16 protein-coding genes are annotated in these 16396 nt (G+C 64.1%); 11 read left to right on the forward strand and 5 right to left on the reverse strand.

All coding sequences use genetic code 11. The features are described 5' to 3' along the window. The first annotated feature begins 1 nt into the window (after nucleotide 1). Nucleotides 2-2293, forward strand: coding sequence for a xanthine dehydrogenase family protein molybdopterin-binding subunit (locus AC0WRY_RS08235; RefSeq protein WP_491122921.1), 2292 nt, complete (start codon nucleotides 2-4; stop codon nucleotides 2291-2293). Between the two features lie 61 nt (nucleotides 2294-2354). Continuing rightward, nucleotides 2355-2819 (forward strand): FKBP-type peptidyl-prolyl cis-trans isomerase, encoded by a 465-nt coding sequence (locus AC0WRY_RS08240; RefSeq protein ID WP_018323238.1) that lies wholly within the window; start codon nucleotides 2355-2357, stop codon nucleotides 2817-2819. A gap of 109 nt (nucleotides 2820-2928) precedes the next feature. Here AC0WRY_RS08240 and AC0WRY_RS08245 read toward each other — a convergent pair whose 3' ends face one another. Beyond that, nucleotides 2929-3147 (reverse strand): CsbD family protein, encoded by a 219-nt coding sequence (locus AC0WRY_RS08245; protein ID WP_491122922.1) that lies wholly within the window; start codon nucleotides 3145-3147, stop codon nucleotides 2929-2931. Between the two features lie 128 nt (nucleotides 3148-3275). Between AC0WRY_RS08245 and AC0WRY_RS08250 the strand changes: the two genes are divergently transcribed. The 3 genes from AC0WRY_RS08250 to AC0WRY_RS08260 all read left to right on the forward strand — a co-directional run bounded on the left by AC0WRY_RS08250 (nucleotide 3276) and on the right by AC0WRY_RS08260 (nucleotide 4867). Beyond that, complete coding sequence (locus tag AC0WRY_RS08250) at nucleotides 3276-3788, forward strand: cupin domain-containing protein (RefSeq protein WP_491122923.1); 513 nt, start codon at nucleotides 3276-3278, stop codon at nucleotides 3786-3788. Between the two features lie 118 nt (nucleotides 3789-3906). After that, nucleotides 3907-4335: a VOC family protein gene (locus tag AC0WRY_RS08255; RefSeq protein ID WP_491122924.1), complete on the forward strand. Its 429-nt coding sequence runs from the start codon at nucleotides 3907-3909 to the stop codon at nucleotides 4333-4335. Between the two features lie 43 nt (nucleotides 4336-4378). Further along, a complete protein-coding gene (locus AC0WRY_RS08260; RefSeq protein ID WP_194406531.1) occupies nucleotides 4379-4867 on the forward strand; it encodes a VOC family protein in 489 nt (162 codons plus the stop codon). 123 nt (nucleotides 4868-4990) lie between these two features. Here AC0WRY_RS08260 and AC0WRY_RS08265 read toward each other — a convergent pair whose 3' ends face one another. Together AC0WRY_RS08265 and AC0WRY_RS08270 are read right to left on the reverse strand one after the other, a co-directional pair. Beyond that, the gene (locus AC0WRY_RS08265; protein ID WP_491122925.1) at nucleotides 4991-6157 is read right to left on the reverse strand and encodes a hypothetical protein; all 1167 of its coding nucleotides are present in this window, start codon (nucleotides 6155-6157) and stop codon (nucleotides 4991-4993) included. A gap of 2 nt (nucleotides 6158-6159) precedes the next feature. Continuing rightward, on the reverse strand, nucleotides 6160-6861 hold the full coding sequence (locus tag AC0WRY_RS08270; protein WP_194406533.1) for a FecR family protein: 702 nt from the start codon (nucleotides 6859-6861) through the stop codon (nucleotides 6160-6162). A gap of 52 nt (nucleotides 6862-6913) precedes the next feature. On the opposite strand from AC0WRY_RS08270, the gene AC0WRY_RS08275 reads away from it, so the two are divergent. Next, the gene (locus AC0WRY_RS08275) at nucleotides 6914-8344 is read left to right on the forward strand and encodes a phospholipid carrier-dependent glycosyltransferase (protein ID WP_491122926.1); all 1431 of its coding nucleotides are present in this window, start codon (nucleotides 6914-6916) and stop codon (nucleotides 8342-8344) included. Between the two features lie 102 nt (nucleotides 8345-8446). Continuing rightward, the gene (locus tag AC0WRY_RS08280; protein ID WP_491123451.1) at nucleotides 8447-10390 is read left to right on the forward strand and encodes a hybrid sensor histidine kinase/response regulator; all 1944 of its coding nucleotides are present in this window, start codon (nucleotides 8447-8449) and stop codon (nucleotides 10388-10390) included. Between the two features lie 48 nt (nucleotides 10391-10438). On the opposite strand, the gene AC0WRY_RS08285 is transcribed toward AC0WRY_RS08280, so the two are convergent. Further along, nucleotides 10439-11080: an OmpA family protein gene (locus AC0WRY_RS08285; RefSeq protein WP_491122927.1), complete on the reverse strand. Its 642-nt coding sequence runs from the start codon at nucleotides 11078-11080 to the stop codon at nucleotides 10439-10441. Nucleotides 11081-11533: 453 nt separating this feature from the next. Here AC0WRY_RS08285 and AC0WRY_RS08290 point away from each other — a divergent pair, with 453 nt between their 5' ends. Together AC0WRY_RS08290 and AC0WRY_RS08295 are read left to right on the forward strand one after the other, a co-directional pair. After that, nucleotides 11534-11788, forward strand: a complete 255-nt coding sequence (locus tag AC0WRY_RS08290) for a hypothetical protein (protein WP_063196637.1) — start codon at nucleotides 11534-11536, stop codon at nucleotides 11786-11788. Nucleotides 11789-11902: 114 nt separating this feature from the next. After that, entirely contained in the window at nucleotides 11903-13069 is a 1167-nt protein-coding gene (locus AC0WRY_RS08295) for a winged helix-turn-helix domain-containing protein (RefSeq protein ID WP_491122928.1), read from the forward strand. Between the two features lie 85 nt (nucleotides 13070-13154). Here AC0WRY_RS08295 and AC0WRY_RS08300 read toward each other — a convergent pair whose 3' ends face one another. Continuing rightward, nucleotides 13155-13583 (reverse strand): ribosomal maturation YjgA family protein, encoded by a 429-nt coding sequence (locus AC0WRY_RS08300; RefSeq protein WP_491122929.1) that lies wholly within the window; start codon nucleotides 13581-13583, stop codon nucleotides 13155-13157. Between the two features lie 78 nt (nucleotides 13584-13661). Between AC0WRY_RS08300 and AC0WRY_RS08305 the strand changes: the two genes are divergently transcribed. Together AC0WRY_RS08305 and AC0WRY_RS08310 are read left to right on the forward strand one after the other, a co-directional pair. Continuing rightward, on the forward strand, nucleotides 13662-15002 hold the full coding sequence (locus tag AC0WRY_RS08305; RefSeq protein ID WP_211419510.1) for an MFS transporter: 1341 nt from the start codon (nucleotides 13662-13664) through the stop codon (nucleotides 15000-15002). 219 nt (nucleotides 15003-15221) lie between these two features. Then, entirely contained in the window at nucleotides 15222-16328 is a 1107-nt protein-coding gene (locus tag AC0WRY_RS08310) for an efflux RND transporter periplasmic adaptor subunit (RefSeq protein ID WP_491122930.1), read from the forward strand. Nucleotides 16329-16396: the final 68 nt, after the last annotated feature.

The following is a 16396-nucleotide window of genomic DNA, read 5'->3' on the forward strand; positions in this document are numbered from 1 at the left end:
CATGACCGTTGCTGCTCCCGAGCCGAAGACGAACATGGGCCAGCCGGTGCCGCGCTATGATGGGGTCGTAAAAGTGACGGGACGAGCGACCTATGCGTCCGACATGCCGCTCGCCGACCCCGCCTATGCGTTTCTCGTCACCAGCGCCATCGCCAAGGGACGGATCGACAGCTTCGATCTCGATGACTCCAGGCGCGTCCGCGGCGTGATCGATATCGTCACCCACGAGAACGCACCGAAGCTGAAGGACTCCAAGCTCTTCAGCAATGGCGGCTATGCGGGCACGACGATCCAGCCGCTGAAATCCGCCGAGATCGCCCATGACGGCCAGATCATTGCGGTGGTCGTTGCCGAAACCTACGAGGCGGCCCGTGAGGCCGCCAACCGCGTCAAGGTCAGCTACACGGCCGCCACGCCAAGCGCGACCTTCGACTCCCCGGGAACGACCAGTGCGTCTGCGAAGGGGCAGAATGCCCAGTTCAAGGAAGACCCGAAGGTCGGCGATTTCGCCAAGGCGTTCGACGAGGCGGAGGTCAAGCTGACCGCTTCCTATGAGACGCCGGCGCAGCATCACAATCCGATGGAGCTGTTTTCGACAAGCTGCGCCTGGATGGGCGACGAGCTCGTCATCTACGAGCCGAGCCAGTTCGTCTACGGCCTGAAATATGGGGTCGCCGAACAGCTCGGCATCGACGCCGACAAGGTGCGCGTGGTCAACCCCTATGTCGGTGGCGGCTTCGGCTCGCGCGGCTCCATGACGCCGCGTACCGCCATCATCGCCGGTATTGCCAGGCGGCTGAACCGGCCGGTCAAGCTGGTCCCGACCCGCGACCAGGGCTTTACCATCACCACCCACCGTGCAGAGACCCGCCACGAGATCAAGCTCGGTGCGCGCCGCGACGGCAAGCTGGTCGCGCTCAGACATGAGGGCGCCGAAGTGTCCTCTCGGCCCGATGCCTATTGCGTCGGCGGCACCAAGACGACGACGCGGCTCTATGCCTGTCCGAATGTCGACAGCCTCGTCTCCATCGTGCGGGCCGACCGCAACACGCCCGGCTTCATGCGCTCGCCACCGGAGGTGCCGTATCTGTTTGCGCTGGAAAGCGCAATGGACGAGCTCGCGGTCAAGCTGAACATGGATCCGGTCGAGCTTCGACGTATGAACGACACCACCAACGAGCCTATCGGTGGCAAGCCCTACACCTCGCGCTCGCTGATGGCCTGTTTCGACGAGGCCGCCAAGGCGTTCGGCTGGACGCAGCGCTCGCCGCAGCCGAAATCGATGTCGGACGGGGACTGGCTGATCGGCTATGGCTGTGCCGCAACCTGCTATCCGACGCAGATGGGCCCCGCTGCAGCACGCGTCCGGCTGCAGCGCGACGGCCGTACCCGCGTCGAGATCGCCGGCCACGAGATCGGGACAGGTGCCTATACCGTCATTGCGCAGACTGCGGCCGAAAGGCTCGGCGTGCCGCTGGAGAAGGTCGCCGTCTTCATCGGGGATAGCGATCTGCCGCCGGCGCCCGTTGCCGGAGGCTCGAACTCCACGGCCAGCACCTGCTCGGCGGTGACGATGGTGTGCGATCAGATCCGGCAGCGCCTGTTCAAGGCGGCGATGCCGGGCCAAAGCCTGACGGACAAGGCCAAGGAGACCGTCGGCCTCGGCCAGACGCCGGCCACGCAGGCAGCAAAGGGCGATCGGCCGCTCGACCTGGAGAAGGCGTTCGACGCGCTCGGGGTCGGCGTCGTCGAGGAATATGGCGAGTGGAAGCCGGAAGGCGCGCCGCTGGATTCCTTCCGCGCCATGCATAGCGGGCAGGTGCGGCTCGTGGGCGGACACCAAATGAAGGATCAGATCGCCTATGCGTTCGGAGCGGAGTTCGTCGAGGTGCGCGTCAACCGCTTCACGCACGAGATCCGCTGCCCCCGCCTGGTCGGCGCCTTCGCTGCAGGCCGCATCATGAACCCGCGCACCGCGCGCAGCCAGCTGATGGGCGGACTGATCTGGGGCATGTCGTCGGCGCTGCTGGAGGCCACCGAGATCGACGAGCGCAATGCCCGCTACGTCAACGACAATCTTGCCGACTACCTAGTGCCCGTGAATGCCGATGTGGCCGACGTCGAGGTCATCTTGCTGTCCGAGCAGGATGACCGCATCAATCCCGTCGGCGCAAAGGGCGTCGGCGAGCTCGCCAATGTCGGCACCAATGCGGCGATCTGCAATGCGATTTACCACGCCACCGGCCAGCGCATCCGCAAGCTCCCGGTCCGGCTGGAAAATATCGAGGTGTGAGGGGTGGAAACCCCAACCGCGTTGCGCTAGACACCTTCCGCCACAAACGGAAGGTGTCTTTATGCAGCGTTTCCAGCGCGCGCTCCTCACCCTGATGTCGGCGCTCGCGATCACCGTGATCGCAGGCGTGTCGCATTTCGTTTCCACCACGGCCTCGGCCCAGACCGCAGGAAAGACCATGACCACAGCTTCAGGCTTGCAGATCATCGACTCCACCGTCGGCACCGGTGCCTCGCCGCAGCCCGGCCAGATCTGCGTGATGCACTACACTGGCTGGCTCTATGAGAACGGCCAGAAGGGCAAGAAATTCGACAGCTCCGTCGATCGCAAGGAGCCGTTCGAATTCCCGATCGGCAAGGGCCGCGTCATCGCCGGATGGGATGAGGGCGTTGCCTCCATGAAGGTCGGCGGCAAGCGCACGCTGATCATTCCGCCGCAGCTCGGCTACGGCGCGCGCGGCGCCGGCGGCGTTATTCCGCCGAACGCGACGCTGATGTTCGACGTGGAATTGCTCGCGGTGAAATGACGGCGCAGCTGTCGTTCCGGGTTCGGCTCTTCGAGCCGCCCTGGAATGACTGGACAAACAAAAAGACCGGCCTTTCGGCCGGTCTTTTCGCATTCAGCTCCTTTGCGCGTCATTCCGTCGCGCGCTTTGCGGAGGCCGCGGCGCGATCGATCGCATCCTTTGCGGCGTCCTTGGCATCGCCCATGGCCTGCTGGCCCTTGCCCTTCACTTCCTGAACGACACCTTCGCCCTTCAAGCGCTCGGAACCGGTGGCTTCACCGACGCCCTGCTTGGCCTTGCCGATTGCTTCGTTCGCGTTGCCCTTGATCTTGTCGCTGGTGCTGCCCATGAAACTCTCCTTTTCATCTGGTCGTGTAGTCAACGTCCCGGGGCTATGAGGGTTCCAATTTTGGTATGGCTCACGGGCGCGGCTTCGGGTTAGTTTGCCGCGCACGGAACCAACAGAAAGCAAGTCCCATGACCGGCCATGACCATTCGTATTCTCACCATGACCACGGTCATGACGATCGCTGGAAACATGACGGCGTGCGGGTCATTCCCGGCAACCAGCTCGATACCAACGTGCCGTCCACGGCCGGCATGGATCGTGCGGCCGCGATCAATTTCGCGCGTGTCGGTGCGCAGAAATTGTGGGCCGGCACGGTCAGCATCAAGCCCGATGCCAAGACCGGCGCGCACCACCACGGCCATCTCGAAAGCGTCATCTACGTCGTGAAGGGCAAGGCCCGGATGCGCTGGGGCGAGAAGCTGCAATTCACGGCAGAGGCTGGCCCCGGCGATTTCATCTTCGTCCCGCCCTACGTGCCGCACCAGGAGATCAACGCCAGCCCGGACGAGGTGCTGGAATGCGTGCTGGTGCGCAGCGACGGCGAAGCCGTGGCGATCAACCTCGACATCGAGCCAATCGAGAAGCCCGAGACCGTGCTGTGGATCGATCCGGTACACCGGGACCCGAACGAGAAGAAGTAGGACTGGCCCGGGGGGCGGCGCGATCGTCCCCCGGGACTCGAAAAAAAAATTCGGAGGCCGTGTCGGATGGCCTGTGGGCCATCCGTCCTTGGGCAGAACCCGCCCCAAGGAGCCTCCGATGCCCAAGATGATCTTCGTCAGCCTGCCGGTGACCGACCTCGCGCGCGCCACCGCGTTCTACGAGGCGGTCGGCGCGGTCAGGAACCCGCAATTCTGCGACGATACGGCGAGTTGCATGGCCTTTTCCGAGACCATCTTCGTCATGCTGACGACGCACGACAAATTCCGTCAATTCACGCCGAAGCCGATCGCGGATGCCAGAACCTCGAACCAGGTGCTGCTCTGCCTGTCGGCGGACAGCCGCAGCGACGTCGACGAGATCGTCGGCAGGGCCGAGGCCGCGGGCGGGGTGGCCGATCCCAGCCCGAAGGACGAATACAGCTTCATGTACGGCCGCAGCTTCGAGGATCCGGACGGCCACATGTGGGGCGTGAACTGGATGGATCTGGCGGCCGCGCCCGCGCAGCCGGCCATGGCCGACGCCTGATCGAAATCCGCAAATATCCAACATTCGAAGAGGAGCACTCGAGATGTCCAAGCTCGTGCCTTGCATGTGGTTCAACGGCGATGCCGAAGAGGCCGCGAAGTTCTATACCTCGCTCGTTCCGAACTCCGAGATCACGCACGTCCAGCGCAACGTTTCGGACGGCCCCTCCGGCAAGACGGGCTCGGTGCTGGTGGTCGAGTTCACGGTGGCCGGCCAGCCCCTGGTCGCGCTCAACGGCGGCATGAAGATGGAGTATACCCACGCCATCTCGCTGATGATCCATTGCGACGACCAGGCCCAGGTCGATAGCGTCTGGAATGCCTTTCTCGCGGATGGCGGCAAGGCAGAGCAGTGCGGCTGGCTCAGGGATCGCTGGGGCGTGGCCTGGCAGGTGGTGCCGAAGGTGATGTTCGAATTCCTGTCGAGCCCCGACAAGGCGGCCGCCGCGCGCGCGATGCAGGCGATGATGAAGATGGTGAAGCTGGATGTCGATGCGTTGCGCCGCGCGTTCGAGGGCAAGTCGGCGGCGTGACATCAGCGCGGATGCCGTAGGGTAGGCAAAGGCGCGTTTGCGCCGTGCCCACCCTTTGTCTCCAATATCGAGAGGTGGTGGGCACGCTTTCCCTATGCGCACCCTACGAAACTGCGCCCGCAGCTAGTAATTTATCCTTAGCCCGACGCCGCCGTGGATGGTGTTGCCCACCGGCTGCGGGCCCAGCGTGCCGTTGGCGAAGAGATCCACGATCCAGCCCTTCTGCACGCGGAAGCCGAGGCGGCCGCCATATTCGAACCAGCCCTGGTTGCCCATGGTCGGCACCACCACGCCCTGGCCGGTCACGGTCGCCACGATGCCGCTGCGGCTGGCAAACGACTGCACCCAGCCGCCATTGATGTTCGTCTCGAAATTGCTACCGAACAGATGTGTCCACTGGCCGCCGATCTTGACCAGGCTGGTGCGGTCGGTGCCATCAGCGATGGTGGCGTCGAACGGATTGAATGCCACCGCATTGTCGCTGTAGCCGGACACGCGCTGCCAGAGCTGCCAGACCTCGATCGAGGCTGCGACTTCGTCGCGCGGCGACAGGCGGCTCATCCAGCCGGCGCGGCCGTAGACCGCGTAGTTCGAGGCGTTGGTCGAGCTCGTCACGCTCACCGGCCCGAGGCTGGTGTTGTAGCTGCGGGTGTAGCGCGCCTTCTCCCACGGCGTCAGGATCGTGCCGACGTCGAAGAACGGACGCGACGAGCCCCAGTCGGTAAAGTCGTAACGCAGTGCGAAGGCGCCGATCGGTGCGCTCGTGATCTTGTAGCCGCCCTCGTTGTATTGCGTGTAGGCGATGCCGGCGAGCAGCGACAAATTGTTGGTCAATTCCTTGCGGCCGTGGATGCCGGCCGAGAACGAGCCGGCCGAGCCGAATGCGCTGATGCAATCGCTGCAATTGACTTGCTCGTTGACGCCCAGCAACACCGTTCCGAGCACCCGGTTGGTGATCATCTGGTTGAAGCGCTGGCCCGCGAGGCCGCCGATCGAATTGCCGCTGGAATCCGCACCGGTCGGCGTCGGCGCCGAGGTCGGTGATGGAGATGGACTCGGCGACGGCGACGGCGAGGGATAGGGGCTGGGCGAAGGAGAGGGAGAAGGCGACGGCGAAGATGTCGGTGATGGGGACGGAGAATAGGTCGGGTAAGGCGTCGGCTCACCACATTCGATCTCGCAAGAAGCCTGAGCTGCAACCGGGCGAACATCGAGCGCGACGAACGCAAGCGCGGCGGCCACGGTCAGCAGGCCGGCGAGGGCGAAGAGTCGAAAGTTGAATTTCGCCATCGTCAGCGCCCGCACAGCATGCCGTCGTCATGGACGGCGGGCGTGATGGTCGGCGAGGCGTCGGCATATTGGTTTACGGCGCAAAGCCCGGCGCTCGCGGCGCAGTTGGCGGCGAAGGTCCAGGGCGGCGAGTTGGATTTGGTGATGCCGACCTTGCCGCCGCTCGAGGTGATGATTGCGGTGTCGCCAGGCTGGGTGAGCTGCACGCACTGGAAGCTCGTCGTGCAGACGCTGGCTGCGCCGTCCTGAAGCACGACGACGGAGCGTCCGCGCTGCGAGAGGATGTCGAGCGTGGTGCCGCGCACGCCGATGGTGGCAAGCGGCGTCGTGATCTTGTAGGCGGTCTTCTCGGAATGTCCGGTGACGAAACGGAATGCGCCCGTGGTCATGCGGATCGCGACATCGCGATAGCTGTGTTCGTCGTTGAAGACGGTGCGGTCGAGCTTCAGCGTGGCGCTGGGGCCGAGCGACAGATTGGTGCTGTCGGCCATCACGAAGCGCGCCGCGCTGTCGGCGCCGGTGCGCACGGTCTCGTCGCGCAGCATGCTGTCGCCGACATTGATCGGCGTGGTGGACGCAGCGACGCGCACCACCTCGTTCTGGATCACGACGGCTTCGCCGACGCGCGTCTGCGCCATTGCGCAGGGCGCGGCGCCAAGCGCCGCCGACAACAGGGTGGGGAAAAACCAGAAACGCAAATTCATTTTCGCAACCGATCGATGTGTCCCTGATCGTACCGGATCGCGCAAGCTTGCGATGTGGCGGAATTATCACAAGCCGCGCGGGACGTGCGTCATGCTTAGTGACAGTTGCGGCAGAATGCGTTCAATGAAAAACGAGACTTCTATTTTTGTCCGCGGTGACGCCAATTTGCCACGCAAAACAGCCTCCCAGCAGCCGCTCGAATTGTCCGCGGTTCCGATGATGTCGCGAAGCGCAGTGATTGCTGTCGCAATCTTCCTGGTTGCGCATCTCGCGCTGTTGATCGGACTGACGACGCCGGAGAAGTTCGTCTTCGACGAGGTGCACTACGTGCCGGCGGCGCGGCAGATGCTGGCGCCGGCGATGTCGCAGCCGATGCTCAATCCGATGCATCCGCCGCTGGCCAAGGAGCTGATCGCGACCTCGATCGCGACCTTCGGCGACAATGCGCTCGGCTGGCGCTACCCCGCGACGTTGTTCGGCGCGCTCGCCGTCGTCGCGATCTATCTGTGCGGCCTCGCGCTGTTCGCGGCGCAAGGCCCCGCGGTCGCCGCGGCGCTGATCGCCGCCTTCAACCAGATGCTCTACGTGCAGGCACGCATCGCCATGCTCGATATCTTTGCGCTCTCCTTCGGTCTGCTCGCGACCGCCGCCTTCATGCACGGGTTTCGACGACAGCGTCCGCAGGCGCTGTTCGCGCTCGCCGGCAGCCTGTTCGGCTGCGCTGCGGCCTGCAAATGGAGCGGCCTGTTTCCGCTCGGCGTCTGCATCGTCATCGTCGCGGTGATCCGCCTGATGCAGGGCTGGCGTACGCTGTTCGCCGACGCGAAGCCGCAGGACTGGTATCGGCCGGACCTCTGGCCCGGCCTCCGGCTGCATCATGTCGTGCTCAGCTTCGCGATTCTGCCGGGCGTGGTCTATCTTGCCGCTTTCGTTCCGCTTTACGGGGTGTCGCTGCCGGAGCTGATCGAGGCGCAGCGCCGGATCTTTGCCGACAACACCACGACCGCGATTGCCGGCCACACCTATATGAGTTCATGGCCGTCCTGGCCGCTACTCGCGCGCCCGGTCTGGTTCCTGTTCGACAAGGTCGCGGAAGACAACGTCTCCGCGGTCGTCTTCCTCGGCAATCCGCTGGTTTTGTGGCCGGCGCTGCTCGCGCTCGCGCTCGTGCTGCGCGATTTCGTCGTCGAGCGCCGCTGGGATGCGTTCCTGATCGCGGCGTTCTATTTCGGTCCTTGGCTTGCCTGGGCCCTGCTGCCGCGCACGCTGGGTTTCATCTACTATTATCTGCCCGCCGCCACCGCGGCGTCGCTCGCCCTGGTCTATGTGCTGCGCCGGGACGGTCTGCCGCGCTGGCTGCTGTGGGCCTATGTCGGCGTTGCCGGGATCGGCTTTGCGGTCATGCTGCCGATTTCGGCAGCCTTCATCGGGACCTCGATGCGGAGCTTCGGCCGGCTGATGGTGTTCCAAAGCTGGATCTAGTGCCCGCTTGCGTGCATATGTTTGGTAGAATTATCTTGCCTGAATCAATCTGCGCGTGTGGACTGGCCGTCATCCTCGGGTCTGAGGAGCCTTCGGGTGAGCATGGAGGATCGCATCGCCAGTCCGGACCAGTCCAACGCTGATTGGCTGCGGGCCGTCGTCGACACCGCAGTGGACGGCGTGATCCTGATCGATGCGCGCGGCGGCGTGCTGATGTTCAATCCGGCCTGCGAGAAGCTGTTCGGCTATGCCGCCGAGGAAGTCATCGGGCGGAACGTCAAGGTTCTGATGCCGTCGTCCTACCGCGACGCCCACGACGGATATCTTCACAATTACCACGTCAGCGGCGAACGCAAGATCATCGGCATCGGCCGAGAAGTGGTAGGCCGGCGCAAGGACGGCTCGACCTTTCTGATGCATTTGTCGGTCGGCGAGAGCAAGCAGGTTGCCGGTGATTCGATCTTCGCCGGCATCATTCACGATCTCACCGAACGCGAGCGCGTCGAGCGCGAGCTGCGCGAGAGCGCTGCGCGGTTGCGGGCGGTAGTCGACACCGCCGTTGACGGCGTGATCCTGATCGATTCCGACGGCATCATCCTGAAATTCAATCCGGCCTGCGAAAGGCTGTTCAAATACGAGGCCGACGAGGTGCTCGGACACAATGTCCGGATGCTGATGCCCGAGCCCTACCGGTCCGAGCATGACGGCTACATCCGCAATTTCATCGCGACCGGCGACAAGAAGATCATCGGCATCGGCCGCGAGGTGCTGGGCCGGCGCAAGGACGGCACGACCTTCCCGATGGACCTTTCGGTCGGCGAGGCCCAGCAGGACGGCTCGTCCATCTTCGTCGGCATGATCCACGATCTCAGCGACCGCAAGCGCACCGAGGCCCAACTGATCCAGGCGCAGAAGATGGAGGCGGTCGGACAGTTGTCCGGCGGCATCGCCCACGACTTCAACAATCTCCTCACCGTGATCGTCGGCAATGCCGAATATCTCGCCGAGCAATTGGTGCCGCGCGGGGACCTGAAGCGCCTTGCCGACGACATCTGCAGCGCCGGCGAACGTGGCGCCGAGCTGACGCAACGCCTGCTCGCCTTCAGCCGCAAGCAGCTGCTGCGGCCGGTCGAGACCGAATGCAACAAGCTCGTCGAGTCCATGTACATGCTGTTGCGGCGAACGCTGCGCGAGGACATCGAGATCGCCACGCAGGCCGATCCTGCGCTCCGGCAGGCCTTTGCCGATCCGGCGCAGCTCGAGGCGGCGGTCCTCAACCTCGCGCTGAATGCCCAGGATGCGATGGCGTCAGGCGGACGCCTGACCATCTCGGCGGCGAATGCATCGCTCGATGCCGGTGATCACAATGCGCATCCCGATGTCGGGCCGGGCGAATATGTCGTGATCGCTGTGACCGACACCGGCACCGGCATGCCGAAGCGGGTGCTGGAACGCGCGTTCGAACCCTTCTTCACCACCAAGGAGGTCGGCAAAGGCAGCGGGCTCGGGCTCAGCATGGTGTATGGCTTCGTCAAGCAATCCAACGGCCACGTGACGATCTACAGCGAGCCGGGCCTGGGAACGACGGTGCGGATCTATCTTCCGGCCGTGCTGAGCAAGTCGCAGGGCGCGCCGCTGGCGGTCGAGAAGGAGGTGGCACAGAGCGGTTCGGAAATCGTGCTGGTCGTCGAGGACGATCCGTTCGTCCGCTCCTATGCGGTGATGAGCCTGGAGAGCCTGGGCTACAAGGTGATTTCCGCCGTCGACGGCAAGGGAGCCCTGCAGACGCTTGCCGTAACGCCGCATGTCGACCTGCTCTTCACCGACGTCGTCATGCCCGGGGGCGTCAACGGATGGGAACTCGCGGGTCTCGCCCGGAAGGAGAGGCCCGAGCTGCACGTATTGCTGACCTCGGGTTACGCCCTCGAAACGCTGGCCGCGAACGGCCACGTCCGGCAGGGCGCCCTGATCCTGGAGAAGCCTTACCGCAAGGCCGAGCTCGCGCGGCTGGTCCGGGAGGCGCTCGCCGGAGCGGTGCCGGTCTGAGCGACGGTCCGCCTGCCGGAGGGCCGGCAGGCGATGGTCGTCATCAGATCATTTCGACGCGGTCTTGGTGTCCATGTTCACGACCTGGACGCGGCGGTTGATCGGGTCGGCGCCGTTGGCGGTATCCTTCAGCTTGGTCTCGCCATAGCCGACGGTGACAAGATCGGTGCCGTTGAGGCCGTAGTTCTGCACCAGGTACTTCTTGATGGTGTCGGCGCGCCGTTCGGACAGGCCTTGATTGTACGCTTCGCCGCCGGTCGCATCGGTGTGGCCGGCGACCACGAAGGTCGAGCCCTTGAGCGCCGGATCGGACAGAGCCTTGCCGAGCGCCTGCACCGAGGGCACCGACGTCTTGGCAATATCGGCCGAGTTGTAATCGAACTGGATTTCCAGGTCGATTTTCGGCTTGGTCGCGGCGAGCTCGGCGATCTGCTCACGCTCGCCCGTCGAGAGCGAGCGGGTCGAGCGGTTGCGCACGGTATTCAGGAAGGTCGCTTCCTTGGCCTGCACGGCCGTGTCGGCCTGCGGACCGACGGACAGGCCGCGGGTTGCCGGCTTCGGCTTCAGTGCATCCAGGATCTGGCCAGTGGTGACATTGCTGTCGCCGGCCAGAGCCAGGCCTGCCGTCATCGACAGCGCGGCGGAGAGAGTTATCGCCTTCAGTCCAAAGAACTTATCAAAATGGGTCATTGTCGTATCCTCGCTGTTACGCCTGATAGCGATTTGATGCTGCGAGCATAGGTCGGGTTCAAAGGGCCCGATGTGATCTTGGTCACGGTGACGACACCGCGTCCAGGCCTGTTCTCGTGTATTTTCCGGCGTTCGGGCGGTGAACGGGCACGTTTGGCAGCCGTTCCGGGAGCGGAGCCGTTCGTCCCAATAGAGTGGTCGCATTCTCTCCGGGATAGGTTCACGCGGCGCCGGGCCCGATGTGATTGAAATCACCTTGCGATGCGCAGGCTCTTGGACCGCGTCGTCGCGCGGTCCAGTCGTGAGCAGGAAATCGGCCCGGTGCGCGCCCTGACCGTCCGCTTTCGCACCGCAGCAAGAAAATTATCTTCTCCGCGAAACGTCAGCGCGCGAGAATACGTAATTGCGAAGGCCGGCATGACGCCGGTTTCGTTTTACGGAGGAGACTTTTAGATGAAGATCTTGCTCACGGCCGCCGCCTTTGTCGCGTTCACCCTTTCGCTGTCCCCCGCGTCCGCCGCGATGATGGCGTGCACCAAGGACAACATGATGAAGTCCGCCGCGATGATGGGGGGCACGCCCGACACACCGGCCAAGATGGCGTCGAACAAGGAAATGGCCATGGCCAACACCGACATGAGCAATGGCAAGATGAAGAGCGCCTGCATGCACTACATGAAGTCGCAGAAGGCCATGATGGCGAAGTAGGCCTCGGCGACATCGAACAGCCGCGCTGTCAGCAGATGGCAGCGCGGCTTTTTCTTTGTCGGTTCTGGCCCACTGCTTTCTCCCGGCGCGAATCCCGCTACATTGCGTTCTGCAATGTCACGCACGCCCAAACCCCATCCCCTCACGACGAAACAGGCCCGGCAGATCTGGCTGCACGCCCAGCGGCTGGATGAGCGCGCCCCGTTCGGCGAGGGAGCGCAGGCCGTTGCGGACGCGGTCGCTCATCTCGGCTATGTGCAGATCGACACCATCAACGTCATCGAGCGCTGCCATCATCATATCCTGTTCAGCCGGATCCCGTCCTATCGCCGCGCCGATCTGCGTCATGCCCAGAGCGTCGACCGAAGCGTGTTCGAATATTGGACGCATGCGCTCGCTTACGTGCCGACCGGCGACTTCCGCATATTCCTGCCGGCGATGCGCGAGCATCAGCGCGAGGGGCACAAATGGTTCGCTTCGGTAAAGCCGGCCGACACGCGCAAGGTGATGCGGCTGGTGCGAGCCGGTCCGCTGACGATCCGCGACATCGAGGATGACGTGCTCACCGAGAAGGAGCATTTGTGGCAGAGCCGCAAGCCTTCGAAGCGGGCGCTACAGCTCGCCTTCTATACCGGCGCCGTCACCATCAGCGAGCGACAGGGCATGCTCAAGACCTATGAGCTGATGACGCGCCATTTCGGCTGGGACAAGCTGCCGAGGCCGGCCTCGGCCAGGGAGATCACGGCCTATCTGCTCGATCGCGCATTGCGCTCGCAAGGTGTGGTGAGTCTCGATTCCATCTGCCATCTCGATGCGCCGCGCAAGAAGGCGGTGGCCGGACTGATCGCCTCGCGCGTACGCCGCGGCGAGCTCGTGCCTGTTGCGATCGACGGCGCCGGCAAGCAGGAGCATTGGGCGGCGCCGGCCGCGCTCGAGGGGAATGGTGAGATGGTCTCGCCAGACCTCGTCCACATCCTCTCGCCGTTCGATCCCCTTATCATCCAGCGCAAGCGCACCAATCTCATCTTCGGCTACAACCATCTGTTCGAGGCCTATGTGCCGAAGGCCAAGCGCAAGCTCGGTTATTTCGCGCTGCCCGTGCTGGTCGGCGACGAGATCGTCGCCGCACTCGATCTGAAGACCGATCGGCAGGCCAGGAAGCTCTTGATGCAGAAATGGACCTGGGTCGGGCAGGGCAATAGGACGGCGGGGCGCAAGGCGCTCAAGCAGGGCATCGAGGAAGAGCTCGATCGCTTCGAACGGTTTCAGCTGGCGGAGTAACTGCGCCTTCGTAGGGCGGATTAGCCGAAGGCGTCATCCGCCACGGCCGTCGCGACGAAGAGAAGATGAGGCGGATTACGCTCCGCTAATCCGCCCTACGCCTTTCGGCGAACCGATCGATCCACACGCCGAATGCAATCCCCATCCCATACGCCACCACATTCCACAGCGAGAAGATTCGCCCCAGGAGCAGCGCGCCGGCCGTCGTCAGCCGGAATGCGTCGAGCCATGGCGTGTGCACCAGCCGGGAGAATTCCACGACGATGGCGATGATGGCCGCGACGGCTGCAATCTGCGTCCGCGTGAGTCGCGGCAGTAAAGCTCCGGCCAGCAGAAACACCATCGTGGCCCACAAGAGCGAGCCGCCATACTTCACCACGAAGGCGGGCAGGCCGAGTGGAAAGCCGTACCAGCGCAAGGCCAGTCCGCAGGCGATGACGATCAATGCGAGAGCCGCGCGGATCAGCGATGTCCGGAGCGGCGCAATGGCTTGATCCGGCTGCGTCCCGTGCATTGCTCGCTCCATTGACTCTTCGCCTGCGATGCTGAAAACCGCACACCAGCCCACAAAAGCAACAACCAGGGGGAAGCCATGAGCCAGACCACCATCGATGCCGGTTCCGCCGGCGGCGCCAACAACGCCAAGAGCGAAATCGAAACATCGACGATCCGCGCCATCTCCTGGCGCCTGATTCCCTTCCTGGTGCTGGCCTACTTCTTCTCCTATCTCGACCGCGTCAATCTCGGCTTCGCCGCGCTGACCATGAATGCCGAGCTGAAGTTCACCCCGCTGATCTTCTCCTGGGGCGCCGGCATCTTCTTCATCGGCTATTTTATCTTCGAGGTGCCGAGCAATCTGGCGCTGGAGAAATTCGGAGCCAGCCGCTGGATCGCCCGCATCATGGTGACCTGGGGCATCATCTCCGCCCTGATGGCGGTGGTCAGCGGCGTGACGAGCTTTTACGTCCTGCGCTTCCTGCTCGGTGTCGCTGAAGCCGGATTCTTCCCCGGCATCATCCTCTATCTCACCTATTGGTATCCGGCCGAATATCGCGCCCGCTTCCTGGCGGCCTTCGCCATCGCGGTGCCGGTCTCGACCGTGATCGGTGCGCCGATCTCCGGCCTCTTGCTCGGGCTCGACGGCATGATGGGCCTGAAGGGCTGGCAGTGGCTGTTCATCATCGAGGGTATCCCCTCCGTGCTGCTCGGCATCGTCACCTGGTTCTATCTCACCGACAAGCCGGAGAAGGCGGACTGGCTCTCGGCCGAGCAGAAGGCCTGGCTCAAGGCGAAGCTCGATTCGGAAATCGCGGCCAAGCAGGCCGTGAAGCATGTCTCGCTTGGCGAAGCGCTGTCCTCGCCGAAGGTGATCGCGCTCAGCCTGATCTATTTCGGCTTCGTCGGGGCGCTCTATGGCATGCAGTTCTGGCTGCCGCAGATCGTCAAGGCGTTCGGGCTGACCAACGCGCAGACCGGCTTCGTCACCGCGATCCCGTATCTGTTCGGCACCATCGCCATGATCCTGTGGGCGCGGCACTCCGATGCCACGCGCGAGCGCGTCATGCATGTCGGTGCGCCGCTGCTGCTCACCGCCGTCGCGCTCGCCGTCTCCAGCTACCTCACCGATCCCACCATGACGATGGTGGTGCTGACAGTGGCCGCGATCGGCGTGTTCTGCTGCTTCGGCGTGTTCTGGACCCTGCCGACCGCCTGGCTCTCCGGTACCGCCGCCGCCGGCGGCATCGCCCTGATCAACTCGATCGGCAACCTCGCAGGCTTCGGCGGGCCGTATCTGATCGGCTGGGTCAAGGAGGCGACGGGACAGACCTCGACCGGCCTCCTGGTGCTCGCCGTGCTGCCTCTTCTCGCCGGCATCCTGGTGTTCATTGGCGGCCACGAGACCAAGCACGAGTTCGCCGGGCAGGGGCGGTAGAGCGCACCGTCCGCGCTACCGGCTAATCTGCGTCGGCGCTTCTCTGTGAGCCAGCCAATCCCGAAAACACCAACATAGCGCGGTTGAGGCGCGACAGGTCGTCATCATCAAGTCGTCCCACTCCCTTAACGATCACGCATTCCTGATGACTGACGATTATTGACTTTTATCAGTGATTAGTCGACATTCCTCTCATTCGAGCTGCAGGAGTGTCCTTCGATGTTCGTCCGGTCGGTTTTGTCGAGCTATTCCAGGCTATTGGCAGGCGTGTCGCTGGCTCTGATGGCCGCGGCCCTGGCTGGGTGCAATGATACCGTTGCCGAGAAGGCCGAGCCGCCGCGGCCGGTTCTGGTCGCAACCGCGCATTATGATGCCGAGACCCCGGAACGCAGTTTCGTCGGCACCGTCAGGCCCCGGATCGAGAGCGATCTCGGCTTCCGCGTCGCCGGCAAGGTCGCCAAGCGCCTCGTCGAAGTCGGCCAGACCGTCGAAATCGGCCAGCCGCTCGCGACCCTCGATGAAGTCGATCTGAAGCTGCAGGCCGAGCAGGCGCTGGCCGAGCAGACCGCCGCGACCGGTGTGCTGGCCCAGGCCGCCGCCGCCGAGCAGCGCGCCAAGGATCTGAAGGCCAAGGGCTGGACCACGGATGCGCAGATGGATTCGAGCCGCGCCGCTGCGGACGAAGCCCGCGCGCGCCTGAACCGCGCCGAGCGCGCGCTCGAGCTGAGCAAGAACTCCCTTTCCTACGCGACGCTTGCTGCCGACGCCCGGGGCGTCGTCACCGCAACGCTGATCGAGCCCGGCCAGGTGGTCGCCGCGGGCCAGGCTTCGATCCGTGTCGCCCGCTTTGCCGAGAAGGAAGCGGTCGTCGCGATCCCTGAGACGCTGGTTGGACGCGCCAAGTCGGGCGTCGCCAGCGTCACTCTTTGGTCCGAGCCGGACAAGAAATATGCGGCCAAGCTGCGCGAGATCGCGCCGACGGCCGATCCGGCCACGCGCACCTATCTTGCGAAATTCTCGCTGCCCGAGGCCGACGACAAGGTTGCGCTCGGCATGACCGCGACGCTGACGCTGTCGGACGCTGCGACCGAGCGCGTCGCGCGACTGCCGCTGTCGGCGCTGTTCAACGAGGGCGGCAAGCCGTCCTTCTACGTCGTCGACGACAACGGCGCGCTCACCTTGAAGCCGGTGACGGTGAAGTCCTACGAGAGCAACGATGTGCTCATCACCAGCGGCGTGGATGAGGGCGCCAAGATCGTTGCCCTCGGTGTGCAGAAGCTAGATTCGGGCCAGCGGGTGCGGGTCGTGTCGTCACTGTCGTTTTAACTTTCGTCATTCCGGGCGATGCGCCCCGGAGTGACAAGAGAATGAGTTACGTCGTGTGAGGTGAGTTT

This window comes from Bradyrhizobium sp. T-12, assembly GCF_058314695.1.